The following is a 26,603-nucleotide window of genomic DNA, read 5'->3' on the forward strand; positions in this document are numbered from 1 at the left end:
ACCATGATACACATCTCATATAAACCTATAAAATTGGCCTTATGCATTCTTTTTGCATCAAGCCTGAGTACCAGTTGTAAAAAGCAACTGGAAACCAATCCACTGGATAAATTTGCCAACGAAACCTTTTGGACAAACGAAACGAATGCTCGAGCAGCGCTGACAGGATTATACAAAGCAGAAATACAAATGAACTCCCTCGCCGAATTCAGCCCTACAGATTGGTGGTCCTATAACGGTCTGCTTTACCTGGAGTTTGCTTCGGACAACGCCTACGATAGACGTGGTGATAATTCGGTTTTCAACAAACTATCCGATGGTACATTAACGAGCAATAATAGCAACTTAGACAATTATTGGATGTATACCTACAAGAAAATCGCCCGTGTAAATTATTTTCTTGAAAATATAGATAAAACTCCTATTTCAGCAGATCTACTCGCACGATTTAAAGCAGAAGCCCGGTTTATTCGTGCTTGCCAATATTTCTACCTGTCCCAATACTGGGGTGATGCCCCTTTAGTTACCAAAACTTTAACGCCCAGTGAAGCGAATCAGGTTTCCAAAGCGAAAAAACAGGAATTGGTTACATTTGTCGCGCGTGAATTGCAGGAAGCGGCAAACGACTTACCTAGTTATGGCAAATTGACTACCGCAGAAAGGGGCCGCGCAAGCAAACAGGCAGCCCTCGCTTTCCTTGGACGCATCCAACTGGCAGAAAAATCTTACGCCGACGCTATCAAAAGCTATGAGCAGATCATCAATGCCAATGAAAATAACATAGATCCTAACTATTCAGGATTATTTAATGGAACCAACGAAACGAGCAAAGAGATTATTTTTGCCACGCAGTACTTGGTTGATCTTGCCGGAAACGGTATGTTTCAGCACAATTTTCCGGCAATCGCAGGCGGCTGGCATCTTCACTGTCCGCTCGGTAGTCTTGTAGAAAGCTATGGTTTCACCGATGGAACGGCATTTTCGTACGATGATGCGCGCTATAATGCGCAAGACATCAGCAAAAACCAGGATCCGCGTTTAGCCTTCACCGTGATAACGAATGGTGATCGTTTCAAAAACCTTAAATATACTTCTCACCCCGATTCCACCCTATCTATCGACCAATTGACAACAACAAAACAGGCCACTCGTACGGGCTACGGATTACGCAAGTTCAACGACGAAGGGTTTAGTGGAAACTTACAAAACTCTGGAGCCGACGTTCCTATTGTACGCTACGCCGAAGTTCTCCTGAGTTACCTTGAAGCCAAACTCGAAAATGGAGATCCTATTACCAGCGACTTACTCGACAAAACCATCAACGCTGTCAGAAAAAGAAGCAGCGTTAATATGCCAGCCATTAACGTCCAAAGTAGTACCTCCTTGCGCACGACGTTACGCAACGAAAGACGTGTGGAACTCGCATTGGAAGGACTTCGTTATTGGGATTTACTACGTTGGGGTATCGCAAAGGATGTACTGAAAGGTGACTTTTATGGCGCCCCATTTCCAAATGCGAAAAATCTTCGAATAAAATCCGGTGGAAGTAAAGACCCTTATAGCCGATGGTATGTGACCAGCAAATCCTTCCGGGTTGGCCAAGATGAACATTGGCCGATTCCGCAAAATGAAGTTAATATCAATCCAAATTTAAAATAGTATCTTGGGTATCGTCAATTGTCAAACGATACCCTTTAAACAAAAATTAACGTATATGAAGAAGCCACTATCCCTAACGTTATTACTCTCCTCGAGCCTTTTCGCAGCGCTCCCCACAGTTAGTTTTGCCCAAAAGGCTAGTAAACCAAATGTGATCTATATTTATGCAGACGACCTTGGTTTTGGTGATTTAAGCAGCTATGGTGCCAAACAAATCGAAACCCCCAACCTGGATAAGCTCGCCCAAAGCGGCGTACGATTTACCAATGCTCATAGTACTTCGGCAACTTGTACCCCTTCCCGTTTTGCATTGATGACCGGAACGTATCCCTGGCGTCAGGAAGGTACAGGCATTCTGCCCGGAGATGCCAAACTAATCGTTCCAACAGATAAAATCACCTTACCCAAAGTATTTAAACATGCGGGCTACGCTACCGCCATTGTTGGCAAATGGCATATGGGACTCGGAAATCAGGTCCAAAAAGACTGGAACGCACCCATCAAACCCGGGCCTAATGATGTAGGTTTTGACTATTCATTCATTTTTCCTGCAACAGCAGATCGCGTCCCAACGGTGTTCCTTGAAAATGATCAGGTCGTCGCTGCAGAGGCCAATGACCCAATCCTGGTCGACTATGAAAAGAAAATAGGTAACGACCCCACAGGAAAAGAGCATCCCGAACTGCTCAAAATGCATTCTTCACCTGGCCAGGGACATAATCAAACTATTGTCAACGGTATCGGAAGAATCGGTTACATGAGCGGTGGAACACGTGCAAGATGGGTAGACGAAGAAGTTTCTACAACATTTCTTCACAAGGCCCAGGACTTTATTTCGCAACATCAAAACAAACCCTTCTTTCTCTACTTCTGCTTGACAGAACCACACGTCCCTCGCATGCCAGCAACACAATTTAAAGGTAAAAGCAAACTCGGCTACCGCGGCGATGCAATCCTTCAATTGGATTGGACCGTCGGACAAATTCAACAGCAATTGCAACTTTTGGGACTTGACAAAAACACGATTATAATTTTCAGCAGCGACAACGGCCCCGTTCTCGACGACGGGTATATGGATGGCGCTGTGGCCCAGCAAAATGGCCATTTACCCGCAGGTCCACTACGCGGTGGCAAATATAGCATCTTCGAAGGCGGAACTCGCGTGCCCTTTATCGTAAGCGGCAAGGGCGTTGCACAGGGAAAAGTTTCCAATGCATTGATCAGCCAAATAGACCTCTTGGCAACAAGTGCCCAATTATTGGATGTTCCACTAAAAGCAGATGAAGCAAAAGACAGCGCGCCGCTCTTGAAAACCTTAACCGGTCAAGATAATAAGGGACGTAGCAGTATGGTTCAGCATGCACAGACACTTGCCATCGTAAAGGACGAATGGAAATATATTGCGCCAAGCAAAGGTTCCCCCTACATGAAATTAACCGATACAGAAACAGGAAGTCTTCCGGAAGATCAGTTATACGATCTTAAAAATGATATCGGCGAAAAGAATAATGTGGCTTCAAAATATCCAGAAAAGGTCGCTGAACTCAAGCAATTATTGGAAGGAGAACGTAAAAAATGAAACTAAAAGTTGGACTTTCCCTCATCCTCCTCGGATGGGGGACTCTTTTTGCACAACAAAAGAAAAAGCAGCATAAATTGCCCAATATTATATTTTTTTATGCAGACGATTTAGGTTATGCCGAAACTGAGCCCTATGGACAACGATTGATCAAAACACCAAATATCCAGCAACTGGCACATGAAGGTTTACGCTTTATAAACCACTATACAAGTACTCCAGTATGCGCCCCAGCCCGTTGCATGTTATTAACGGGCAAGCATGGTGGCCAATCTTATATTCGCGGAAATTATGAATTGGGCGGTTTCGCAGATAGTCTCGAGGGTGGCCAGATGCCACTACCTGAAGGAACGTATACCATGGCTCACCTATTTAAAAAAGCCGGTTATCAGACCGCTGCCATTGGAAAGTGGGGACTTGGAATGAATAATTCCACCGGAAGCCCCAATAAACAGGGATTTGACTATTTCTTCGGTTACCTGGACCAAAAACAGGCACACAATTATTACCCAACACATCTTTGGGAAAATGAAACAAAATATCCCCTTCAAAACAAGGAAAAATTTGTCCATTCTCCTTTAGATTCCAGTAAGGCCACGGCGGAGGACTTCAAACAGTTTGACGGTAAGGAATATGCACCTGAACTAATGACTGAGAAAGCACTGGCTTTTATCGACAAAAACCAACGCAAACCTTTTTTCTTATACCTTCCTTATACATTGCCGCACTTATCACTACAAGTTCCACAGGAATATGTAGATAAATATAAGGACCTCTTCCATGACAAACCTTATTACGGACAGGACGGCTATACGGCTACCCCCTATCCAAGAGCAACCTATGCCGGTATGATCACCTATCTGGATGACCAGGTCGGCACGATTATGAAGCATATCAAAGCATTGGGAATAGATGACAATACCATTATTCTATTCTCCAGTGACAACGGAACTGGCTTTAATGGGGGCATAGATTATCGTTTTTTCCGCAGTGTCGATTCACTTCGGGGATTGAAAATGGATGTTTTTGAAGGCGGTATCAAAGTTCCGTTAATTGTCAGGTGGCCCAACCATATCAAAGCGAATTCCGAAACAGACTTGATTTCGGCCCAATACGATCTCATGGCTACCTTCGCTCAGCTGGTTCAACAAAGCCCCGGCCACAGCAATGGGCTCTCCCTCCTTCCAACCTGGCTGGGTCAAAAGAACCAACAAAAACATCAATATCTCTATTTCGAATATCCAGAAAAGGGCGGCCAGATCGCCATACGCGAAGGACGCTGGAAGGCAGTCAAGCTCGATCTGAAGAAAAACCCTAAATCAAAATGGCAATTATATGATTTAACAACAGACCCTTGGGAAGAAAAAGATATCGCGGTACAGCACCCACAAATGCTGCTGCATTTCGATGAAATTATCCATAATGAACACCAGCCTGCTCATATACAGGAATGGGAGATTGTAGCGAATAAGATGATTAAAAAATAAATCGATTTCTTTCTTAATTTTTTAATCTTAAAAAACTTGGGTTGTCCGGATTGAATCATGACAACCCAAGTTTTTTATGTAATTTAGTCAAGCAATCCATAGCGGGGCTCGAATGTGAATTTACCTATTGAATGACGTATTGACCACACAGGTGTATAACATATTCCGAAGGCCAACGTAAAACGATCAATAACCAAGTATGCGGCAAATAGAATCATACATCAATACACTTAAAGAAGGTGATGAAATGGCTTTATGCTTTTTTATGGATCATTTTGGTCATTCCTTACGCTATTTTGCCTTTTCTTACCTCCGCAACAAAACCGATGCCGAGGAAATTGTCTCCGATGTTTTTGTTAAACTCTGGAATAATAGACAAAAGGTAGAGCATTATGAAAGCCTTAAAGCCTTTCTTTTTATCGCTACTAAAAATGCCTGTATCGATATGCAAAGAACTACGCAATTCAAAATACGGAAAGAGGAACTCGATATTCTGCAGCATATGTCGGTTCCAGATGAAGATGTACTCAAGAAGATATTCCGAACAGAACTCACCGAGTTGTTACTTGCTGAAATCAATTTGCTTCCCAAACAACAAGCTCAGATCTGCAAGCTCAGTTTTTTGGAAGGCTTGAATACAGATGAAATTTGCGAAACATTGAACACAACCGCATCAACCATCTATTATGCGAGATCCAAAGCATTGCATGCGTTAAAAGAACGTTTCAAATCGAAAAAATTTGAATATCTCACCATCCTAATGCTGACAGCATGGTATACCTTCAAAAGTTAACTGCTACCACACAGCCCGCATCCTCCTCCCAGAAATTTATAAAAGAAATTAAACAACTCGCTATTAAGCATTTAGGGAAATAACAATCAAAAAAAAATGATCACAAAAAAAAGCTTAGCATTCGGTCGGGCGACCTGCTAAGCTTTTATAAATACCTCTTTGTAAGAGGCAATCAACCTAAACCTAGGACAAAGATAGTGGTTCAAATGATATAAACAAAAATTTTGTTATATTTTTTTTCAACTCCCATAAATTTGTTTTAGCACAGCAATCACAAAAGGAATAGTAAGTGTACAATGTACACTACAATCTTTTTGCATTTTTCAACAGGTTATTTTTTTGGTTGCTTCGCTCAGCTAGTCCCAACCACAGTATTTAACCCTTGCATTATTTATCTTTACAACAGAATAACCGATCATCTCCTGCCTTCGTTTTATCTGTCACTTTTATCTTTACGTACTCAATTGCATCCGTAAATATAGCCTAAAGGTCAATACAGACCACAATTGTTGATTGTCCCTTAACTTTCAAGTCTGCCATTTAACTTAATTTGGTGGTGAAGTCTGATTTCAGATGTAATCACCATGAGCTCTTATCTACCACATTTGTGCGATCTAAACATCGATATTTCATTTAATTATTTAGTAACTTTGGAATCAATCAAAAAAAATATCATGTTTACTGGAATCATAGAAACCCTAGGAAAAATAGAAAATATCGAACAGGAAAAAAGCAATATCCATTTTTACGTAAGTTCTGATATTTCCAATGAACTTAAAATAGACCAGAGTGTAAGTCATAATGGCGTTTGCCTTACCGTTGTGGGATTGAACAATAATCAGCATAAAGTGACGGCAATTGATGAAACCTTGCAGAAGACAAATCTCGCTCAATTAAGGATGGGCGACCTGATCAATCTGGAACGTTGTACTTTGGCAGGAGGAAGATTTGATGGACATATCGTCCAGGGACATGTGGATCAGACTGCGCGTTGTATCCAAAAGAAAGATGAAAATGGTAGTTTTATTTTTACCTTTCAATATGATGTTTCCAAACAAAATATCACCGTAGAAAAAGGATCCATTACCGTAAATGGTATCAGCTTGACCGTAGTAGACTCTAAAGACGATCAGTTTTCAGTTGCTATCATTCCGTATACACTAGAGCATACCAACTTACAACAAGTTGAGGTGGGTAGCACAGTCAACTTGGAGTTTGATATTATCGGAAAATATGTCACAAAGATAATGGCTTTACGCGCTTAAAAAATTTGCCATGCTTCCTCGGGTTTAAAGCCGACCCAAGGGAGCATATCCGAACACACTTCGTTTCGGGTTCTAACAATGTGTACTCGATTTATTCCAAATAATGCCCCTGACGTATCAATAACGCGCGATATTTGTTGAATACACTCGATTTGGAAACAAAGCCCATATACTTATTTTCATCCCCCAAAACTGGAAGTATCCACGTGTCGTCCTTATTCATTTTAGCCATCACAATTTCCATGTTTTCATTGATACCTACCGTATCATTTGGCTTCTGAGCTAACTTTTCGAAAGTCGTATCCCCCCCATCCACTTCACCCAATAATACTGAGAATAGAAACTCGCTATAAAGAAGCCCCATAAATTTGCCTTCGTAATCCACCACCGGAAAGATATTGCGTTTACTATGGATGATGTCGGTTTGTCGACCTTTTGGTGTTTCGTCAGGGCGTAAGATCACAAAATTAGTTTCCAATACATATTTTATCCGCATCATACTTAACACGGATCGATCCTTGTCTTCATAAGAAATCAGATCGCCAGACTCCGCCAATACCTTGGTGTAAATGGAATGCTTTAAAACCGACCGATTAATCAAATAGGAAATGGAACAAACCAGCATCAATGGAACCATCAAAGTATAACCTCCGGTCACTTCTGCAATCAAAAATATGCCCGTCAACGGCGCATGCATAATGCCGCTCAACGCACCGGCCATCCCCGCTACCACAAAATTTGGTACATTTAGCTCGGCAATTCCCGTCAAGTTTACACCATAAGAAAATGCAAAGCCCAACAGACCTCCCATCACTAAACTTGGTCCAAATACCCCACCATTTCCACCGCCATTTAATGTAAATAACGCAGCAAGGGATTTTCCAAATAAGGTCAATATCGTATAGCCCAGGACTACTAATCCCATATCCTTGTAGTCTGAGAACAAGCTGTTCTTAACAATCGAGTTAAACTGACCATTGAGAATCTGCTGAATGGTAATATAGCCCTCACCATACAGCGCTGGGAATACAAAAATCATCAGACCTAAGGCAATACCACTGACCCACACTTTATTATAGGGATTTTTAATCTTAGAAAACCATTTCCCCACACTCCTTGAAACACGTGCAAAGTAAATCGTATAAAGCCCAATCAGCACAGCTAATAGCAAATAAAACAGCAATGCCGAAACTTGCCAATCGGAATTGAATGTACTGAATAAGGGTTCATTATAAAGCACCCGAGAGACAACAGAAGCCAATGCCGATGAGATCAGTAAAGGAATGAACACTGGAATGGAAAATTCGGGAAGCAAGATCTCGATAGCAAAAATCATTCCTGCCAAAGGACTGTTGAAGGCGCCTGAAATTCCTGCTGCTGCACCACAAGCCAATAACATGGTAACTTCCTTATACTGCAGTCCAAAAAAACGGGCGATATTAGAGCCGATAGAAGAACCACCCAAAGCAACAGGAGCTTCCAAACCACAGGACCCGCCAAAGCCAACGGTAATAGCCGAAGTCACCACCTGAGAATAAATATTGCTGGGATCCAATCGGCTGCCTTTCCGACTGATGGCATAAATAATCGGGGTAATCCCGTGCTCCATCTTCTTCCCTTTCAAAAATTTGCGAACAAAAAACACGCTGAGCAAAATCCCTATCAATGGAAAAATCAAGTAAACCGAGTATTTTACTTTCCAATCGATATCATCCTGTATAGTCGTTGCAATAAAATGGGTTAATCTCTTTAGCACAGATGCCATAATACCACCAACAATTCCAACCAAAAATGCGAGTATAATGATAAAGTTCCGGTTAGAAACTTTCTTCATCCGCCATTGATTGATCTGGTCTATTTTTTTAAAAAAACGTCTTTTGAGGTTTCTCATATCGTCCTATTGAAAGCTCAACACTTCCTTTTTCTTTTTTGTTTTGAATTTATCGGGTACTACGGCCAATATTTCTTTTTCTAAGGCCTGAATTGCATGTCTCTTTACATAATTTTGCGTCGTCACCAATGATATCTCCCGTACTGGTTCCGGTGATTTGAAATAACGGATTCTATCCAATTGTTCATCGGAATAATCCCAAATCGACAACTCAGGCAATATCGTGATTCCGTCGTTGATATCTACCATACGTTTTAAAGTCTCTACGCTACCCGTATTATACTCAAATCGCCCTGTAAGATCTTGATTATGTTTATGATGACAAATATTAAGCACCTGCCCGCGCATACAATGTCCCTCATTGAGCAACCAAAGTTTATCATCGGCAATATCATCACCACTCAGTATTTTTTTGGGAAACAGTGGGCTATTGGCTGAAATATAAGCGACAAAATTTTCGTAAAATAAGGGTGATTCCAAAATCCCCGGGTCATTTAAGGGAGTAGATAGCACACCACAGTCCAGAAGTCCGACCTTCAATTCATGCACAATCCGTTCTGTTGTATATTCCCAAATCTGCAATTGAAGCTTCGGATATTTCTCCATAAATGTGGTCAGCACATTCGGAAGTAAATAAGGTGCGATTGTCGGGATAACACCGACCCTTAGTGTACCCTCAATTTCCCCTTTTTTATCCTGTACGATCTCATTGATCTTTCGGCTTTCCGTCAACACCAATCGAGCTTGAAGAATAATTTTCTCGCCGATTTCTGTAGGAACAACAGGCTGACGGCTCCGGTCGAAGATTTTAGCCCCTAAAGACTCTTCAAGTTTTTGTATTTGCATGCTCAACGTAGGTTGCGTGACAAAACATTTTTCTGCAGCTGCAACAAAACTTCGGTAGGTATCAACAGCTATAATATATTCCAGTTGGATTAAGGTCATCTTACTATCTTTAAAGCACAAAATTACGAATCCTGTCGTAAACCAATGTCAAATCCTTTATAATTAAAGTCAACAGGAGCATTTGGCCTGCCGATTATACAATAAATACCTTGCCAAAAAGGTCCAGTATATCCACTATTGTTACATTAGTTCACATAAAAAATCGATTTCATCAAAATGCTTTTCTTAAATTTGGAGATTTACAACAGTTGATAGTTAAAATCCTATGAAGTTTATAAATCGTACGACAATTGCACTAGCTTTATTCTTAACCATGGCAAACAGTCCTTATAGCAAGGCAAATCCCGATGAGGGAATGTTTCCATTGAGCGAATTAAATAGAGCTGGATTGAAGAAAGCTGGGTTAAAGATCAGTGAGAAAGATATCTACAATCCCGGTCAGGTCGGACTGGTAGATGCCCTGGTTCAAGTCAGTGGATGTACAGGGTCGTTTGTCTCAAACCGTGGTTTAATCATTACCAATCACCACTGCGCTTTTTCTGCCGTTCAACTTGCCAGTACAGCAATCAACAATTACCTAAAAAACGGGTTTGTAGCCCAAAATCAAGAACAGGAAATTGAAGCAAAAGGATTAAAAATAAGAATTACCGATTCTTATGAGGATGTTTCTGCTAAAATATTAAATGCTGTCGCCAACATCAACGACCCAGTAGAGCGTATCAATACGATCAAACGTAAACAACAAGAACTGGTTAAACAAGCGGAAAAAGAAGATCCCACGATTAAAGCTGAAGTATCGGAAATGTTTATCGGTAAAAGTTATGTCCTATTCCGTTATAAAACAATCGAAGACGTTCGTTTAGTTTATATTCCACGTCAAAACATCGGCGAATTTGGTGGAGAGACAGATAACTGGGTATGGCCACGCCACACGGGAGATTATTCTTTTCTGAGAGCTTATGTCGGCAAAAACGGAAAATCTGCACCTTATTCTAAAGACAACGTCCCTTACCAGCCAAAAAAACACCTTAAAGTCAATCCAAATGGCGTACGGGAGAATGATTTCACCTTTATCCTTGGTTATCCCGGAAAAACATTCCGACACAGACCAGCACAATATATTCAATATCAACAAGAATATCTTTTGCCTTACGTATCCAACCTGTATGATTTCCAAAATAAACAGATGGAGGAAGCAGGAAAAGACAATACCGATATCGCCTTGTCCTTGGCAACACGCATAAAACGTAATGCGAATGTATTGAAAAACTATCGTGGTAAACTCAAAGGCTTACGAGGAATCGACTTGCTATCGACAAAAAAACAAGAAGACGAAGCACTGGCAGCGTTTATCTTAAGTAAACCCGAACTGAAAAACAAATATGGAAGTCTGCTCACTGATATTGACGCCTATTATCAGCTGAGCGATCAAGATGCCCTGAAAGAACTTTGGATCAATAATATTTACAATAGTACGAGCTTATTGAAAGTAGCCCGCGACCTGAACGTTCTGAAAACCAACTTGGCAAAGGAAAAATCTTCCCAAGCTGCCAAGCAGCTTTTCGATCTGAATATCGAAAAATTAAAAACCGCTGTTAAAGAAACCTACGAAAGCTACAATAAACAGGCTGATCAGCGTATTTTCTCCAGAATGTTGGAAGATGCCATTGCATTCCAAGGTAAAAATCAATTGGCATCCATTCAGAAATTGCAATTTAATACGGCTACTGCACAAGAATTTGCAACAGAGATTATTCAGAACAGTAAACTTGCCGATCAAAATTACATACTGAATACTGTCTTGGCCAATGCCGATGCACTTCAGAAATTTGACGACAAATTATTGGATTTCCAGGGCAAATTGAACAATGATATTGTCCAGTTCGCTGCTGAACAAAAAAGACGTGAAGGGGTACTGAACAAATTAATGGGCGATTATGTTGCCGTCAAGGAAATTTTTCAGGCCAAAAACTTTATTCCTGATGCAAACTCAACCTTACGTCTGACGTATGGGCACATCAAAGGCTACTCTCCTGCTGATGCAACTTATATGAAGCCATTCACCACAATCGAAGGAATCATTCAAAAAGGAAATCTTGGTTTAGCAGAATTTGACTATCCACAAGAAATCAAGACTGCTTACCTCAATAAAAATTTTGGTCCTTATCTTCAAAAAGATCTGGGATCTGTGCCGGTCAATATCTTATATGATATGGATACTACAGGGGGAAATTCAGGATCTCCAATAATGAATGCCAATGGTGAATTAATCGGTGTAAATTTTGACCGTGCTTATGACGCAACAATTAATGATTTCGCTTGGAACGAGAGTTACAGCAGATCCATCGGAGTCGACATTCGTTATGTCCTCTGGGTTGCCGATAAAATTGACAACGCGCATTTCATTCTGAAAGAAATGGGTATTTAATAGGGGCTAAAACAAACCTCAAAAAATCCGCTGCATCGAGAGATACGGCGGATTTTTTTGTTCATTACGCTATTTCCTTTTCGCTCGGCGGCATGATCCTATGAACGAAGAACTCTCCGTAAATCAGAACCTATTCATCTACTAACGCAGCATCTATTCGTATGCTATTTTGCTCCTTGCAGTAAAGAGGAGAAAACAGTCTTCAAACGCAACAAGCCTGTTGTCAAGACTTCCCTTGAACAAGCAATATTGAGGCGAATAAAGGCGTCACTCCCCTTGCCATACATCGCACCGACATTGACCTGTACATGTGCCTCGTCCAATAAGAGCTGTCCCAATTTTCGACTTGAAATCCCCAAAGCCGCGCAATCTACCCATACCAGATAAGTGCCCTCCAAAGGAAGGACATGCAAAGCAGGCAGGTATTCAGCCATAAAGCCTTTCAGATAAACATAATTCGCATGAATGTAGCTTAAAGCTTGATCCAACCATTCCCCACCCGACTCATACGCTGCGATCAGGCCTGTAATAGCAAAGGGACTTATGCTACTTATCTCGTTGGCTAAGAAAGCCTGCTGCACTTTCCTTTTGAGTTCAGGATCGGCCACGAAGACCGTAGCGACCTGGAGTCCTGCCAAATTAAAGGTTTTACTCGGAGCTACACAGGTAATCGAATTCGCCAAAAAGGCTGCACTGATGCTTCCAAAAGGAATATGTGTATGGCCCTCAAATACCAGATCGCAATGAATTTCATCCGAAATGACTAAGACCTGGTGCCGCAAACAGATTTCACCGAGACGTTCAAGCTCAGCTCTAGTCCAAACACGGCCAGCGGGGTTATGTGGGCTACATAAAATAAATAACTTGACTTTCGGATCACTTGCTTTATATTCAAAATCTTCAAAATCAATAGCATACTCACCATTGCGGTAAATCAAGTCATTGGAAACCACCTCGGCTTGATTGCGTTCTATTGAGGAAAAAAAACAATGATATACAGGCTCTTGAACCAAAACCTTGTCACCGGGTGAGGTAAATGCGCCAACCAAAGCCGAAAGCGCCGGTACGACACCGATCACAGGAAGTATCCATTCCGGCTGAAGTACAAATTTATGCCGCTGCGAAGACCAGCTCATAACCGCGCTGTAAAAAGCTGTTGGAATAGTAGCATACCCATATACAGCATGTTGAACCCGCTGCGCAAGCGCATCCACAACAGGTTGTGCTGCTGGAAAGTCCATATCCGCAACCCAGAGTGGAATCAAATCGTCATAATCATGTTGATTCCATTTGACCGAATCGGTACCACGACGAACAATCGTTTTATCAAAATTATAGATCATACAGCAATTTACTCAAAATTAGGCTGCATTTGTAATAAAAGCCCCATAAAGTAAAAAGGATGAACAAGAAAGCGGATCAGATGGATATGGCAAAGGAATAGCTCGGACTAAATACAATAAAAAATCCAGTATGCCTAGATAAGCAGAAAGCGCTATCTTTACAGAAAATAGTAGGACAACTATGGCCAAAAACAACTTTTCATTTCGTGCTAGATTAAAGAGTTTTCACTATGCCTTCAGTGGGCTAAAAACAGCCTGGCAGGAAGAACATAATTTCAGGGTGCATTGTATAGCGGCCATTATTGCCATTATCCTGTCATTTGTGCTTCACATAAGTACCCACGAATGGATTGCTGTACTCTTTTCCATTGGTTTTGTATTTGTCTGTGAATTGTTAAATACCGCATTGGAAAATATAGCCGACTTTATCTGTCCAGAAAAGAATCCAAACATAAAAAAGATTAAAGATGTTACCGCAGCGGCAGTGATGATCAGCAGCATCACTGCACTATTGATCGGCCTCTTAATTTTTATTCCCAAGCTGATCTCATTGGCCCTTCGCTAAATTTTCTAAGGCAAATTTCTCATCAAAAGCTATCTTTTTAGGATCGGCAAAAGTCATTTTTCCAGCCTTCTCCTCCATCGCACCATAACCTTCCAGTGCACGCTCCTTGGATAGTTTAAATATCACCTGGCGGACCGACTCCTGTCCCTCAGAAGAAAAAGTATAATCGGCAGTTAAAATATCCCCCTTCAAGACACCATCAATATGTCCCTTATTACGATCTTTTTCCTTCCAGGCATAGCTTAGATCACCCTGTACCTTTTCTCCATCAACAGTGATTGATAATGAAATGGTATCGCCATTTTTAAGGTATTGATAGGTACTCTTTCCCGTAAGAAACCTCCCCGTATCCAAAGGTTGAGTACGCTGAACAGTGTCATTGAGTTTCGTGGAAGCATCCTGTTTTTTTTGTTCCTGATGGCAAGCAGCGCAACACAGCAACACTATAAATCCAAAATTTATTATTCTCATCGTGTTTTTTTGTTTGATAGTATAGATAGCAATTCAAAAGAAATTTTGTTTTAAATAACTAACATTTAAAAATTTAAAATTCAAAAAACAAAAAGCAAGCAAATATTGTTTATAAGTTAGATAACACTCGGCTATTTTAGTACGATATAAGCTATTAAAAATAAACAATTTAGTAACAATAAAATTATTGCTGGCTTATTGTAAAGCTAATTTTTATTAGTAAATTGTACTCTATAAAATTCAGGAATTCTTAACCAATATTAGTATGAAAGATGTAAGCTTTAAGAAATTTGATAGTGGATGTACATCACTCACAAAATTGTCCATTGAAACAGACTTGGCTATTATTGTTAAAGAGCAAGTTACCATTTCTTCCGAATCCAAAGTTGAAAAACTGAGACGCTGTAAAGAAGAATTACTTAAAAGTCTTTGGTTTGTTCAACGTCAATGTTGAGATAACATTTTCCTCCAAATTTCGACTATCCGCTGATCAGCATCTTATGGTCTGACAGCCACACATTCAAGTCACTTTTAACACAAAACAAGCCCCTCCGCTGTTATGCTTCGAGGGGCTTTTAATATGTTTAACAATTCGAATATCACAAGTGATTAAAGCGATTTCAAATGTTTATAGTTCGACTTTATGGTATCCCATACTTCTTCGAAATTACCCGACAACATTAATTTTGCCATACTTTCTGTCATCCCTTTCATTTGACTGAAGGATATCTTGGGCGGCATAGCCAATGCATTGGGATTGGTAAATATATCGATCAGGACAGGCTCGTCCGTCATACCAAGAGCTTCAGTGATAACAGCATCCACTTCTTCGGGCTGAGTCACCGTAAATGCGCGTATTCCCATCGCTTGAGCGATCATCGCAAAATCTGGATTGACCATATTGGTTTCCTGATCTTTCAGACCTGATACCTGCATTTCTAATTTAACCATACCAAGTGCACGGTTGTTAAAGACGATGATTTTAATCGGTAAGTTATATTGTTTTATTGTTGCGAGATCCCCCAACAACATGGATAGTCCCCCATCACCACAAAAAGCAATAACCTGACGTTCAGGATGTGTCAATGCCGCTCCAATAGCCATTGGCATGGCATTAGCCATAGACCCATGGTTAAAAGACCCCAGCATGATACGATCCTTTCGCTGATTAATATAACGTGCTCCCCACACACAGCACATCCCGGTATCAAGTAGAAAAATCGCATCATCACTGGCTTTTTGATCAATGGTATGCGCAACAAATTCAGGCTGTATCGCGCATTCACTGCCCGAATCGTCCACATAAGTCATGAGATCTTCCTTGACCTTTGCATAGGATGCAAGCTGCTTCTCCAGAAATTTTGTATCTGAACGCGCTTCCACAAAAGGCAATACCGCTTTTAAGGTATGCTCGATATCCCCCACAAGCCCATAGTCTACGATGGATCTGCGACCAAGCTTTTCACCTTCAATATCAATCTGGACAATGGTTTTGTTGGTCGGTATAAAATCCTTATAAGGAAAATCAGTCCCCAAAAGTAAAATAAGATCCGAATGGTGCATGCTTTGAAATGCCGACGCCATGCCCAAAAGTCCAGTCATACCGATTTCATTGGGATTGTCGCGTTGAATATCCAACTTTGCTTTAAATGAATAACCCACCGGCGCATGGATCTTTTGTGATAACGCTACAATTTGCTGCTGTGCTTTCTTGGCTCCCACACCACAGAACAAGGTTATCTTTTCTGCTTGATTGATATATTGGGCTAAACGCCCAATTTCCATCTCCGAAGGTCTAATTTGCGGCTCGGTAAAAAACACCTTGGTAGAGGTATTCATTTGAACCGCTTCCATTTCTGATACATCACCAGGCAAACCGATAACCGCCACATCCCGTTTAGAGATAGCCTGTTGTAATGCATTTTGCACCATACGTTGCACCTGCTCTGGTCGAGTGATCATTTGATTGTAGCAAGAACAATCATCAAACAATTTGATTGGATTTGTTTCTTGAAAATAATCGGTTCCAAATTCGTATGTAGCACATGTTGATGCGATCACAAGCATGGGTACCCGTGTCTTGTGTGCTTCATAAACCCCATTGATCAGATGCACATGTCCTGGTCCACTGCTTCCCGCACAACAGGCGATCCCGTGCAAATCAGCCTCTGCCGTTGCGGCAAATGCCCCCACTTCCTCATGTCTTACATGTATCCATTGCATCGTTCCATCTGCATGAACAGCTTCGTTGAAAAAATTTAAACTATCGCCCGTTACGGCATAAATACGCTGAATTCCCGCATCCTTTAAAAGACCCACAATCTGGTGTGCTACATTTTTCATACTTATACTATAATTTAAGATTTTGTGACAGCGACCTTATGCAAATTATGTTATCGCCACTTAATAACAACAATAATTTAGCGTAATGGTTTGGGATACTACCTGAACAATACTGTATTACCCAAGCGTATAAAATGATCGCATGTGCAAGGATAGCCTCAACGAGAAGCAAGGACACTGCCCCGAAAATTTCAGCCAATAATCCGCTGCACTTAAAATAGAAAAAAATTGTAATCAACAAAAAAGCTGTTTCAAATTGATTGAAACAGCTTTTTTAAAATTATAGACTTAATAAATCCTTAGTTGATTTGTCGCGACAATTCATCGACAAAACGCTTCGCATCATTGAGATCTTTGTTCCAGTCCGCATAGCGTTTAGCGGTATTCAATTTTGCAATTTTTGCATTTAGCTTCGCAAGGTTAGCTTGATCTTTTGACTTCTCCAACTTTACTTTAAGAATGCCGACTTTGGTATAATCTTGAATACCTTCCAACATACGCTCATAACGGATAGAGCTTCTTCCTTGTGGATAAACAATATAAGTGTCTCCCGCTGGCCAGGTACGGAACCTTGAATCATGCAGCGGATCTTTGACCCAGGAGTTAAATGCCCAACGCAATGCTCCATCGAAGCCTGCCGCTAGCGCATACCAAGCCATATAGGTGGATTCTGCCGGATCAGAGAACGTGAATTGATTTGGGAATTCGTCCGAACAACAAACATAAAATGTCGTGATATACCCTTTTTTACGTCGCTCAATGAGATCTTTCTGATCAAAAGGATCTCCAGCGGCAACGCTGATATCGGTACTTTTATGATAGCGTTGGTAGCTTTTGTGATTATCTGCAAATGCAACACCAAATTCGGGTGCTACTTTTTCCAACAATGCTATTGCTGGATCCATTTCCTCCCGGCCTCTTTCATCCATGGCAATATTGGTAATCTTTAACCAGCCCTTTGCGGTAATGTGTTTACTAAAATCCTTTAAGAAAGGCGTCCATAGTTCCTCGAATATAGCTGTACCGGGCTTCGCAATAACATTGACCAGTTCATTTTTACTTTCATCAAAATAATGTACCTCGTTATTCCATGGTAAAAGCGAATAGCAATTGATCTGTTTGTTGACCCCCAGGTCCATCATAAAGTTTACCCACCGATCAAAAACAGTATAATCATAGGTCCAGGAACCGTCTTTTGCCTTCTTCCAGGTGATCATATCCGCATAAGGATCATAGGTCTGTACGTTCCAGGCATCCTTATTTAAAGTCGCAGTAATCACTTTTTGCCCTGCAGCTGCAAGTTGTTTCATGGTAGGCTTCAACGCTTCAAAATGCTCATCGCTCCACATTTTCACATTATTGACGCGGGCAACTGCCGAAGGGTGTTGCCATTGATCCAAATGATAAGTCCACTGGGATGCAGGTGGCAGCACATGATTTTGCACATTGACCGTAAGTTGTAACTGTTCCTTTACCTGACCATTTTGCTTAACCGAAATTGTCGTTTTATATTGTCCAGCAGCAGCTTCCTTGGGAACCTTTACGGTAATCCATACAGGACGGACTTTCTTAGCTTCAAGGTCATAGCTTTTCAGATCATCCAACATATCTGCCGAAAGAGAAGCTTTAAAATCTTCTGGTTTACGATGGCCACAACCACTTGCAAATTCGTCAGTCATGACATAACGAACAAAACGTGCTTGTACCGCATCGCTACCGATCACCTTGCCTGTTGTAGACTTTAATTCACTTGCCGATACAGCAACATCTGCTGCGGCAGCACTGGTCCATAACAATACTTGCGCCGATACTTGTTCACCTTTCCAAGCATCCACAGCCGCTGTACGTTGTGTTGTCAGATTTGGATTAACAGATTTGGGATAACGTTTGTCTATCGACACAAACGAAGCATGTAGGCCGGTTTTAACATTCGACCAGTTGGATAAAGTATCCTTTGTGGGATCGGCCATTTCAGTAAATGTTGTCCCTGTAGCAAAACGCTGCTGGGAAAATCCCGGATTACTGCCACAAAATAGCATACAAGCCAGGGCAATAGAAGAATAAATTGTAGTTTTAGGCATAACAGTTATAATTAACAAAACTTTAGCGAAGCGATGATCTTCTTTCCAGCCCAGGAGCAGGGTGCTCGCAGAAAAAAGGCAAACAACTTCGGTTTGCCTTAAAAATACTAAAATTTTATTTATCTATAACTAACTTTGTTCAAAAATTTCAGAAAGTGCTTTATAGAGCTCGGCATGATGGGTCTTGAATTTCGCCGGGTTCTCAAAGAAATATTCAGACGCAACCGCAAAAAACTCAGCTGGATTGGTCATGCCATATACATCAATATCAGATTTATTTTCTTTTATCTTGGTAATTTCTTCCCGTATCAGATTCATAAAAGGAATGACTGAAGCCTTATCCATCAAATGTGTGGGAATGCCATCCACTGTGCCATCGGTTTTATCGATCAAGTGCACAAATTCGTGTATCGCTGTATTCTGTCCATCCTTTGGATTCTTAAAGCCATACTCCAGTGCCGATTTAGACAATATCATTTGTCCATTCATGGCTCCCTCACCCACCATACCCATAATATTGCGGTCAGCATGGCCTTCAAATTCATAGGCTGTATTGAATTGGGTAGGATAAACCATAATATTGGTCAAATTGGGATAAGTCCATTTCTTAAAGGCAAATATTGGAATAATTGCACTGGCGGCAATCATCATATAATCTTTCAGCTCAACCGCTACACCCACACCTTCAATCTTGACCGTATCCAAAAATTTTAAACAGCGGGTTTCAAATTCCGCTTTGTCCGCAGTGGGCAGATTGCGGTAATAGGCAACTTCTTTTTCTAGAATTTCCTTGCCTTCGTCGCTTAATACACGTTTAATGGCTTTGCTATTTTTGGCCGTACGATTTAACAGGTAATAAACAACATAAATGGTTACTGGTATAAGCAGTATAATGAATAGTTTTCCTAGCATATTATTTGATCTGTATCCATTTGGGATCCCGAGCCTGCAAATTACGCAAAAAGCCTTTAAAATGTGAGGTTCCAAATAAGATTAAAATCTTTTGCTGTGGAGCGTCAGCAACTAACGAAGCCAGGTTCTCTTCCCTTTTTTTCATGACAAATTCTTTATCAAATTTGTTTTTTAATGCTGCTTTTATAGGTTTGCAGGAATAAGGTTCCTGGAGCGGTGTTTTGTAATCACAATCATCCAGGTTGATCGCACCATACAGGTATTCAAACTCGTCAAGCAATTTGTTTTTGGGAATATCCGCATTCACCGCCGTTTCATAATTCACCAGAAAAAAGGAATAATCGGGCTGACTAATGATTCGCTGCCCCAGTTTACGGTACATGGGTGCCCGAAGAACCCGGGAGGTATCGCCCGGTATTTCAATACATTGCTGCAACCCTAGCCGATTGCCTGTAAGCTTTCTAAATTTGCGGTCATACAGATCACGTTGTGCCGCACTATCCACCTGATAAGCGATGCTTTCATAAAAAACAACATAGCCCGAATGTTGAAGAGAATCTACAGCACGCTGGATTTGATCGTAGTACACACGTGTACCCAGATGCCGCATTGGAATGTAAACGACTGTTCGATTGCCGTTACGAAGTTCAAATCTACGCGAGGCATCACGTAAGACACCACTACCTTGAACCATCAATGAGGTATCACAACCTACAAAGACAAACAGTATAAAAAAAAGGGAGATAACCTGTCTCAATTGCATACGATTTCATTATATTAAAATGCTCTTTGCCAGCAAAGACAGTACCACGAAACAATTATTGCTATCTGCCTATAAATTGAGCCTGTAGATTAGCCGTATTTCGCGGTACTTCCATTAGAATAACTTGCAATGATAACAATATATTATCTCCCTTGTTCTATAAATTTTATAGGCTTGTCAATCCTATTGTTGTTCCGTTTGGAATAACCGCATTTTTTTTGATAACAACAATGCCGTCACAAATGGTATAGGTGGGATGATTGACATTCATCAAATGAGGTCCGCCATTGATCCGGACATCGTTGCCGATACGACAATTTTTATCCAAAATAGCATTCTCAATATAACAGCGTTCTCCAACACCCACCACAGGTATATTTTTCCGCTTTGCATCCTCCATATCGACGAGATCCTCATAATAGTCAGACCCCATCATATATGTCCCGCGCACCACAGATCCTGTACCAATCCGCGAACGAACGCCCACGACGGAACGATCTATTTTATCCGCTTGGATAATACAGCCGTCCGAAATGACAGAATTGATCAATGTTGTGCCCGAAATTTTAGAAGGCGGCAACATCCTTGGGCGGGTGAAAACCGTATTTTTATCAAACAGATTAAAGGCCGGAATATTATCAGTCAAACCAATGTTGGCCTCATAGAAAGAACCTATGGTACCGATGTCTGTCCAATAACCCTCAAATTGATAGCTAAGCACCCTATTCGTATCAATTGCATCGGGAATAATTTCTTTTCCAAAATCCATTCCGCGATTCTCTTCAAGCATACGTTTCAGGACGCCTTTTGAAAAAACATAAATACCCATAGAAGCCAGGTATTCCCTACCCTCACCCTTTAAATGGTCGCTCACTTCTGAACTCCAATCCACCAGCTGCTCACTATTCGGCTTCTCAATAAAAGAGGTAATGTGATTCTTTTCATCTGATTTCAGTATTCCAAAACCAGTGGCATCTTTGGCGTTTACTGGAATAGTCGCAATGGTCAGGTCGCCTTCGTTTTCGACATGAAAGTCAACCAGGGCATCAAAATCCATTTGATACAGCTGATCCCCTGATAAAATCAGTACATAGTCATAATCAATACTAGCCAGCTTCCGAAACGATCGCCGCACGGCATCTGCCGTACCCTCGAACCATTTATCGCCATCATTGGTCTGTTCGGCAGCCAGGATATCAACAAAGCCCTTACTAAAAATACTAAAGTTGTAAGTATTCTTAATGTGGGAGTTGAGTGACGAAGAATTGAATTGTGTCAACACAAAAATCTTGTTAAAACCCGAATTAAGACAATTCGAGATGGGAATGTCCACCAAGCGATATTTCCCGGCAATGGGAACCGCTGGCTTAGACCGTTGATCGGTCAATGGATACAGACGTGAGCCCCTTCCTCCGCCCAAGACGATAGCTACTACATTATGACGTGACATATCAAATTACATTATTTGGTTATATAGACTTATATACTTCGCTGCAGATTTATCCCAAGAAAAATCCAACTGCATCATTTTACGTTGATTCTCCTCAAACTGCTTTTTACTGTCGTAAAAATTTATAGCCCGAACAATCGCTGCACTAATTTCAGTGATTGTCAAACTATCAAAACCTATACCGTAACCATCATTTTTCAGATCGATTACCGTATCTTTTAATCCCCCCACCTGATGCACGATCGGCAATGTACCGTACTTCATCGCATAGAGCTGATTAAGCCCACAGGGCTCAACACGAGAAGGCATTAAAAGAAAATCCGCACTGGCATAAAGCCAATGGGCAAGGCTTTCATCATAACCAAAGAATACATCAAAATTATCAATTCCATCATCGACGAGCGATTTCACACGCGACTGGATCGCTGGGTCTCCGGCACCCAGTATAAATATACTTAATCTATCGCGATATTTCTCCGTCAAATCCAAAATTATCTCCGGTAGTAAATCCGCTCCTTTTTCTGTTGCAAATCGGCCGATAAAAACAAGCAGTGGTCGATCTGGATTGATTTTATACTGCTTCGCCAAAGCCTCCTTATTTTTCAATTTGCCGGAAAAAGCTTGTACAACATCATAGTTTTCGAACAAGGTATAATCAATTTTGGGATCCCAAATTTCCCAGTCAATTCCATTGACAATACCGACAGATTTATTTCGCTCATCATAAAATAGATGCTGTAAGCCATTTGCTTCCACATAGAGCTCTTCCAGGTAACCTTCAGATACCGTTGTGTAAGCATCGCAACATTTAATTAGGGCCGCAAGTGGGTTAATTAAACCATCCCAGTCCAATAATCCCCATTTCCAGCTATCGAAAGCAGGCAACAGAATAGCTTTGCTCCAATGTGTCCAACCCTGATATTGCCCATTGTGCACGGTGGCTACCGTTTTAACATCGGCAAGAAAATTATAGTCATTGCTATACTTCATCAAAAAAGGCATCAAACCGACATGATGGTCGTGGCAATGCACAATATCAGGTACTATAGCTTTATCCTTAAACCAAGCCAATACCGCATGTTGAAAGGCGATAAACTGTTCGCCTTCATCGGGATAACAATACACCTCCTGCCGATCGAGTTTACCTGGAATCTTAATCAAGTAGAGCTCAAAACCGAGTACCTGATGATCTTCCTTATAAACGCCGTAGCTCAGCAATTCAGATCCTTGATAAAAAGCACCTTCATGAACTAGGCTAAAAGCATGATCCCTAACAAAAGGACGATCATACCAGGGCATGACAACCGCCGCCTCCCAGCCCAGCTTGGTTTGGTATTTGGGCAGCGCTCCCACGACATCCGCGAGACCACCTACTTTGGCCACGGGATAACATTCTACACTCAAGTGAAATACTTTCATTCTTCTTTTACAGCATGAGATTTAATAACAAGATTTTATACAGGGATACGATCGCTTTGTTTAATTGGATCGACTTCCTTTACCGCGCTCTTTCTTTTCAGAATATATCCGCCAAGCGGAGGCAAATGAAGTTGTGCAGACTGTACTTGGTTCATCCAATGCAGGTGCTCACTATGGATATGCAGATTATGTATTCCGGAACCGAAATAGGTCAAATCATCCGAATTCAGCAGCACTTCCCATTCACCGGCGTAAGGTAAACCAATACGGAAATGTTCCCGAACAACGGGCGTTAAGTTAAGTACAACAACCGTATCATCCCAGGAGTCAAATCCCTTTCGCCAATAGACCACAATCGAATTTTCACGATCACCGGCATCTATCCATTCGAAACCTGCAGCATCGAAAGCCTTTTGGTAAAGACTTGGTTGAGCTTTATAAACCGCGTTCAGATCGGCTACAAATCTTTTCATACCCTGATGGGGCGCAAACTCCAGAAGATGCCAATCAAGCGATTGGTTTACATTCCACTCCGAAGTCTGCCCAAATTCACCGCCCATAAACAGCAATTTTGTTCCCGAAAAAGTATACATAAAGAGGTATAATGCTCTCAAGTTGGCAAACTTTTGCCATTCATCGCCTGGCATCTTATAAATTAAGGACTGCTTTCCGTAAACCACCTCATCATGTGACAACGGCAGCATAAAATTCTCATGGAAAGCATATACTGTCGCAAAGGTGAGTCGATCATGATGATAACTGCGGTTAATCGGATCCTCTTTAAAGTAATCCAACGTATCATGCATCCACCCCATCATCCATTTCATTCCGAATCCCAATCCACCAGCATACGTTGGCCGACTGACACTCGGCCAAGAAGTAGATTCTTCGGCGATTGTCTGCACATGTGGAAAATGTCCGTAAACAGCCTCGTTCAGCTCTTTTAAAAATTGTACCGCTTCGAGATTCTCATTTCCTCCAAATTCATTGGGAATCCACTCGCCTGCATTTCGACTATAATCCAAATACAGCATAGAAGCTACCGCATCGACCCGAAGTCCATCGATATGAAAACGATCCAACCAATAAAATGCATTACTGATCAAAAAAGAACGCACTTCATTTCGCCCATAGTTAAAAATATAGGATTGCCAATCGGGATGAAACCCTTTCCTGGGATCTTCATGTTCGTATAAGCTCGTGCCATCAAAGCGATAAAGACCATGTGCATCGCCGGGAAAATGCGAAGGAACCCAATCCAACAATACGCCTATTCCGGCGGCATGCAGCTCCTCAATCAGATACATGAGATCTTGTGCCGATCCATAACGCGAACTTGCCGCAAAATAACCTGTTATCTGGTATCCCCAAGAAGGATAATAGGGATGCTCCATTAAAGGCATAAACTCCACATGCGTGAAATTCATTTCCTTCACATAAGATACAAGTGCCACGGCGATTTCGCGGTAGTTGAGCAAAGTATCCGGACTTTCCGGATCCCGCGACCAGGACCCTAAATGTACCTCATAGACCGACCAGGGTTGATCCAGCCTATTTTTAACGGCACGCTCCTGCATCCATTGCTTATCCTGCCACTCGTACCAGGTCGAATGAACAACGGAAGCAGTCTTTGGAGCAACTTCCCACCGAAAGGCAAAAGGATCACCTTTCTCGAGTTGCTCACCAGTATAGGTCTGGATAACATACTTATATGTCTCTCCATTGCCAAGCCCCGGAATAAACCCTTCCCAGATTCCGCTACCATCCCAGCGCACAAAGAGCGCGTGATGCTCCTTATCCCAAAAATTGAAGTTGCCGGTTACGGAGACGGATTTTGCATTTGGAGCCCAAACCGCAAAATAAACGCCTTTTTCACCGTTGACTTCCAGTTCGTGCGAACCGAACTTTTCATATAATTTGAAGTGCTTACCCGACTGGAATAAGGCCACATCAAATTCAGAAAAGAGACTATGCGGAATTACTTCATTGGCCATGTTTAACCTTCTATCAATATGTTATCAAATTCTCGTGCGACATTAATCCAATACCGCCCCTTTTCATCTACTTGTACTTTCGTATCAATACCATCGGTCTTCACCTTCTTTACTTGAAAAGGCAGGCCGATCAACTGTAGTTTATATTCTTCGTATCGCTCTGTAAAAAGCCCATCTCTGGTTTGTTTGATCGACAAGGATTCTTTGAGCCCTGAAACCGTAAAACATTTTTCAAGATAGATATCTTGTTCATACGCAAAGGTGTCGCCATGATCTGAATACACATACGAACGGGTTACTCCTTCAGCGAAGTAAACATTGAGCTGTAGCTCCTCAATTTTCTTTTCACCAGTATATTGCATCACCGGATATTCAGGAATAACAGATCCCCCGCGAATGAAAATCGGCATTTCATCAATCGGCGTGGCGACCGTATGTTCCTTACCGCCCACGTAGATTTCATTATTGAAATAATAGAACCAAGTGCCCTCGGGTAGATAGACAATCTTGCTTTTTTGTCCTGGCTGCAATACCGGGGACACCAATATTTTATCCCCAAAACAGAATTCCTCCTCACGTTGCCAGTTGGTCGGTATATGCTGCTCGACCATGGAAATCGGGCGTAATATTGGAAAACCATACTTGGTCTGCTCCCAAAAACAGGTATAGATATACGGCAACAACTTATACCGGAGTTCGATAAATTTCCGATTGATCTTTTCCCAATTCTCCCCAAAACTCCAGGGCTCACGATCGCGGGTATCGCCGGCAGAATGCACACGCATAAAGGGCGAGAAAACGCCAAATTGCATCCATCGCGTAAATAACTCGCCGTCGGGTTCGCCCGTAAATCCACCGATATCTGTTCCGCAGAAGGACATCCCCGAAGTCGATAGACGCTGCAATTGCAAGGTTCCCAGCTTGAGGTGTTCCCAACTCGCCAGATTATCGCCGGTCCAAACCGACGAATAGCGTTGTGTACCCGCATAAGCCGCTCGGGTAATGGTAAATGGGCGCTTATTTTTATACAATTTCTTTAAGCCATCATAGGTAGCACGGACCATCTGCATGCCATAGACATTATGTGCCTTACGATGTGACCCCCGATGGCCGTCGTATTGGTGACGTACATCGTCGGGGAATGTTCCGCGGCCAAATACCGCCGGCTCATTCATATCGTTCCAGAAGCCTGCAACACCATCTTCCACAAGCCCCTGGTATAATGTGCCCCACCATTGGCGAACCTCCGGATTG

The 26,603-nt window shown here is 41.6% G+C and carries 20 protein-coding genes; 8 read left to right on the top strand and 12 right to left on the bottom strand.

Annotated elements, in window-relative coordinates; translation table 11 throughout:
- The first annotated feature begins 3 nt into the window (after window positions 1-3).
- The 5 genes from B2X72_RS13760 to B2X72_RS13780 all read left to right on the top strand — a co-directional run bounded on the left by B2X72_RS13760 (window position 4) and on the right by B2X72_RS13780 (window position 6,783).
- Window positions 4-1,659, top strand: a complete 1,656-nt coding sequence (locus B2X72_RS13760; RefSeq protein WP_286849980.1) for a RagB/SusD family nutrient uptake outer membrane protein — start codon at window positions 4-6, stop codon at window positions 1,657-1,659.
- A 55-nt stretch (window positions 1,660-1,714) separates the two neighbouring features.
- Window positions 1,715-3,238, top strand: a complete 1,524-nt coding sequence (locus B2X72_RS13765; RefSeq protein WP_088161080.1) for a sulfatase-like hydrolase/transferase — start codon at window positions 1,715-1,717, stop codon at window positions 3,236-3,238.
- Window positions 3,235-4,725, top strand: a complete 1,491-nt coding sequence (locus tag B2X72_RS13770; RefSeq protein WP_088161079.1) for an arylsulfatase — start codon at window positions 3,235-3,237, stop codon at window positions 4,723-4,725. Before B2X72_RS13765 ends, B2X72_RS13770 begins: the two co-directional genes overlap by 4 nt.
- A 199-nt stretch (window positions 4,726-4,924) precedes the next feature.
- Entirely contained in the window at window positions 4,925-5,518 is a 594-nt protein-coding gene (locus B2X72_RS13775) for an RNA polymerase sigma factor (RefSeq protein WP_088161078.1), read from the top strand.
- 674 nt (window positions 5,519-6,192) lie between these two features.
- Window positions 6,193-6,783 carry a riboflavin synthase gene (locus B2X72_RS13780; protein ID WP_145327451.1) on the top strand — a complete coding sequence of 197 codons (591 nt, stop codon included), beginning with the start codon at window positions 6,193-6,195 and terminating at the stop codon, window positions 6,781-6,783.
- 91 nt (window positions 6,784-6,874) lie between these two features.
- Here B2X72_RS13780 and B2X72_RS13785 read toward each other — a convergent pair whose 3' ends face one another.
- Together B2X72_RS13785 and B2X72_RS13790 are read right to left on the bottom strand one after the other, a co-directional pair.
- The gene (locus B2X72_RS13785) at window positions 6,875-8,674 is read right to left on the bottom strand and encodes a chloride channel protein (RefSeq protein ID WP_075992018.1); all 1,800 of its coding nucleotides are present in this window, start codon (window positions 8,672-8,674) and stop codon (window positions 6,875-6,877) included.
- A gap of 6 nt (window positions 8,675-8,680) precedes the next feature.
- Window positions 8,681-9,619: a hydrogen peroxide-inducible genes activator gene (locus B2X72_RS13790; RefSeq protein ID WP_120334676.1), complete on the bottom strand. Its 939-nt coding sequence runs from the start codon at window positions 9,617-9,619 to the stop codon at window positions 8,681-8,683.
- Window positions 9,620-9,845: 226 nt separating this feature from the next.
- On the opposite strand from B2X72_RS13790, the gene B2X72_RS13795 reads away from it, so the two are divergent.
- Entirely contained in the window at window positions 9,846-12,008 is a 2,163-nt protein-coding gene (locus tag B2X72_RS13795; RefSeq protein WP_145327452.1) for a S46 family peptidase, read from the top strand.
- Between the two features lie 164 nt (window positions 12,009-12,172).
- Here the strand turns inward: B2X72_RS13795 and B2X72_RS13800 are convergent, their stop codons facing one another.
- On the bottom strand, window positions 12,173-13,351 hold the full coding sequence (locus tag B2X72_RS13800) for a MalY/PatB family protein (protein ID WP_145327453.1): 1,179 nt from the start codon (window positions 13,349-13,351) through the stop codon (window positions 12,173-12,175).
- A gap of 181 nt (window positions 13,352-13,532) precedes the next feature.
- On the opposite strand from B2X72_RS13800, the gene B2X72_RS13805 reads away from it, so the two are divergent.
- Complete coding sequence (locus B2X72_RS13805) at window positions 13,533-13,916, top strand: diacylglycerol kinase (protein ID WP_286849981.1); 384 nt, start codon at window positions 13,533-13,535, stop codon at window positions 13,914-13,916.
- Here the strand turns inward: B2X72_RS13805 and B2X72_RS13810 are convergent.
- On the bottom strand, window positions 13,899-14,387 hold the full coding sequence (locus B2X72_RS13810; protein ID WP_145327455.1) for a hypothetical protein: 489 nt from the start codon (window positions 14,385-14,387) through the stop codon (window positions 13,899-13,901). The two genes, B2X72_RS13805 and B2X72_RS13810, sit on opposite strands and share 18 nt — an antisense overlap.
- A 265-nt stretch (window positions 14,388-14,652) precedes the next feature.
- Between B2X72_RS13810 and B2X72_RS13815 the strand changes: the two genes are divergently transcribed.
- Window positions 14,653-14,841: a hypothetical protein gene (locus B2X72_RS13815; RefSeq protein ID WP_075992013.1), complete on the top strand. Its 189-nt coding sequence runs from the start codon at window positions 14,653-14,655 to the stop codon at window positions 14,839-14,841.
- 155 nt (window positions 14,842-14,996) lie between these two features.
- On the opposite strand, the gene B2X72_RS13820 is transcribed toward B2X72_RS13815, so the two are convergent.
- From B2X72_RS13820 to B2X72_RS13855, 8 genes are all read right to left on the bottom strand, one after another.
- Complete coding sequence (locus B2X72_RS13820; RefSeq protein WP_286849983.1) at window positions 14,997-16,730, bottom strand: thiamine pyrophosphate-dependent enzyme; 1,734 nt, start codon at window positions 16,728-16,730, stop codon at window positions 14,997-14,999.
- Window positions 16,731-17,029: 299 nt separating this feature from the next.
- Window positions 17,030-18,811 (bottom strand): DUF4091 domain-containing protein, encoded by a 1,782-nt coding sequence (locus tag B2X72_RS13825; RefSeq protein ID WP_286849986.1) that lies wholly within the window; start codon window positions 18,809-18,811, stop codon window positions 17,030-17,032.
- A 129-nt stretch (window positions 18,812-18,940) separates the two neighbouring features.
- Entirely contained in the window at window positions 18,941-19,723 is a 783-nt protein-coding gene (locus B2X72_RS13830; RefSeq protein ID WP_286849988.1) for a zinc-dependent peptidase, read from the bottom strand.
- A 1-nt stretch (window position 19,724) separates the two neighbouring features.
- Window positions 19,725-20,486: a hypothetical protein gene (locus B2X72_RS13835; protein ID WP_088161069.1), complete on the bottom strand. Its 762-nt coding sequence runs from the start codon at window positions 20,484-20,486 to the stop codon at window positions 19,725-19,727.
- 166 nt (window positions 20,487-20,652) lie between these two features.
- Complete coding sequence (locus B2X72_RS13840) at window positions 20,653-21,936, bottom strand: glucose-1-phosphate adenylyltransferase (RefSeq protein ID WP_286849991.1); 1,284 nt, start codon at window positions 21,934-21,936, stop codon at window positions 20,653-20,655.
- A 6-nt stretch (window positions 21,937-21,942) separates the two neighbouring features.
- Window positions 21,943-23,355, bottom strand: coding sequence for a glycogen synthase (locus tag B2X72_RS13845; protein ID WP_145327457.1), 1,413 nt, complete (start codon window positions 23,353-23,355; stop codon window positions 21,943-21,945).
- 35 nt (window positions 23,356-23,390) lie between these two features.
- Window positions 23,391-25,349 (bottom strand): 1,4-alpha-glucan branching protein GlgB, encoded by a 1,959-nt coding sequence (gene glgB, locus B2X72_RS13850; protein WP_145327458.1) that lies wholly within the window; start codon window positions 25,347-25,349, stop codon window positions 23,391-23,393.
- Between the two features lie 2 nt (window positions 25,350-25,351).
- On the bottom strand, window positions 25,352-26,603 hold a 1,252-nt coding region (locus B2X72_RS13855; protein ID WP_286849997.1), incomplete at its 5' end, for a TIM-barrel domain-containing protein.

Origin of the sequence: Sphingobacterium sp. UBA7253 (genome assembly GCF_002472745.1) — a bacterium.
Taxonomy (GTDB): Bacteria; Bacteroidota; Bacteroidia; order Sphingobacteriales; family Sphingobacteriaceae; genus Sphingobacterium; species Sphingobacterium siyangense.

Bases quoted from the DNA above. Each gene is read 5' to 3' on its own strand.
- B2X72_RS13760 (WP_286849980.1), top strand. From the start codon at position 4: ATGATACACATCTCATATAAACCTATAAAATTGGCCTTATGCATTCTT.
- B2X72_RS13765 (WP_088161080.1), top strand. From the start codon at position 1,715: ATGAAGAAGCCACTATCCCTAACGTTATTACTCTCCTCGAGCCTTTTC.
- B2X72_RS13770 (WP_088161079.1), top strand. From the start codon at position 3,235: ATGAAACTAAAAGTTGGACTTTCCCTCATCCTCCTCGGATGGGGGACT.
- B2X72_RS13775 (WP_088161078.1), top strand. From the start codon at position 4,925: ATGCGGCAAATAGAATCATACATCAATACACTTAAAGAAGGTGATGAA.
- B2X72_RS13780 (WP_145327451.1), top strand. From the start codon at position 6,193: ATGTTTACTGGAATCATAGAAACCCTAGGAAAAATAGAAAATATCGAA.
- B2X72_RS13785 (WP_075992018.1), bottom strand. From the start codon at position 8,674: ATGAGAAACCTCAAAAGACGTTTTTTTAAAAAAATAGACCAGATCAAT.
- B2X72_RS13790 (WP_120334676.1), bottom strand. From the start codon at position 9,619: ATGACCTTAATCCAACTGGAATATATTATAGCTGTTGATACCTACCGA.
- B2X72_RS13795 (WP_145327452.1), top strand. From the start codon at position 9,846: ATGAAGTTTATAAATCGTACGACAATTGCACTAGCTTTATTCTTAACC.
- B2X72_RS13800 (WP_145327453.1), bottom strand. From the start codon at position 13,351: ATGATCTATAATTTTGATAAAACGATTGTTCGTCGTGGTACCGATTCG.
- B2X72_RS13805 (WP_286849981.1), top strand. From the start codon at position 13,533: ATGGCCAAAAACAACTTTTCATTTCGTGCTAGATTAAAGAGTTTTCAC.
- B2X72_RS13810 (WP_145327455.1), bottom strand. From the start codon at position 14,387: ATGAGAATAATAAATTTTGGATTTATAGTGTTGCTGTGTTGCGCTGCT.
- B2X72_RS13815 (WP_075992013.1), top strand. From the start codon at position 14,653: ATGAAAGATGTAAGCTTTAAGAAATTTGATAGTGGATGTACATCACTC.
- B2X72_RS13820 (WP_286849983.1), bottom strand. From the start codon at position 16,730: ATGAAAAATGTAGCACACCAGATTGTGGGTCTTTTAAAGGATGCGGGA.
- B2X72_RS13825 (WP_286849986.1), bottom strand. From the start codon at position 18,811: ATGCCTAAAACTACAATTTATTCTTCTATTGCCCTGGCTTGTATGCTA.
- B2X72_RS13830 (WP_286849988.1), bottom strand. From the start codon at position 19,723: ATGCTAGGAAAACTATTCATTATACTGCTTATACCAGTAACCATTTAT.
- B2X72_RS13835 (WP_088161069.1), bottom strand. From the start codon at position 20,486: ATGCAATTGAGACAGGTTATCTCCCTTTTTTTTATACTGTTTGTCTTT.
- B2X72_RS13840 (WP_286849991.1), bottom strand. From the start codon at position 21,936: ATGTCACGTCATAATGTAGTAGCTATCGTCTTGGGCGGAGGAAGGGGC.
- B2X72_RS13845 (WP_145327457.1), bottom strand. From the start codon at position 23,355: ATGAAAGTATTTCACTTGAGTGTAGAATGTTATCCCGTGGCCAAAGTA.
- glgB (WP_145327458.1), bottom strand. From the start codon at position 25,349: ATGGCCAATGAAGTAATTCCGCATAGTCTCTTTTCTGAATTTGATGTG.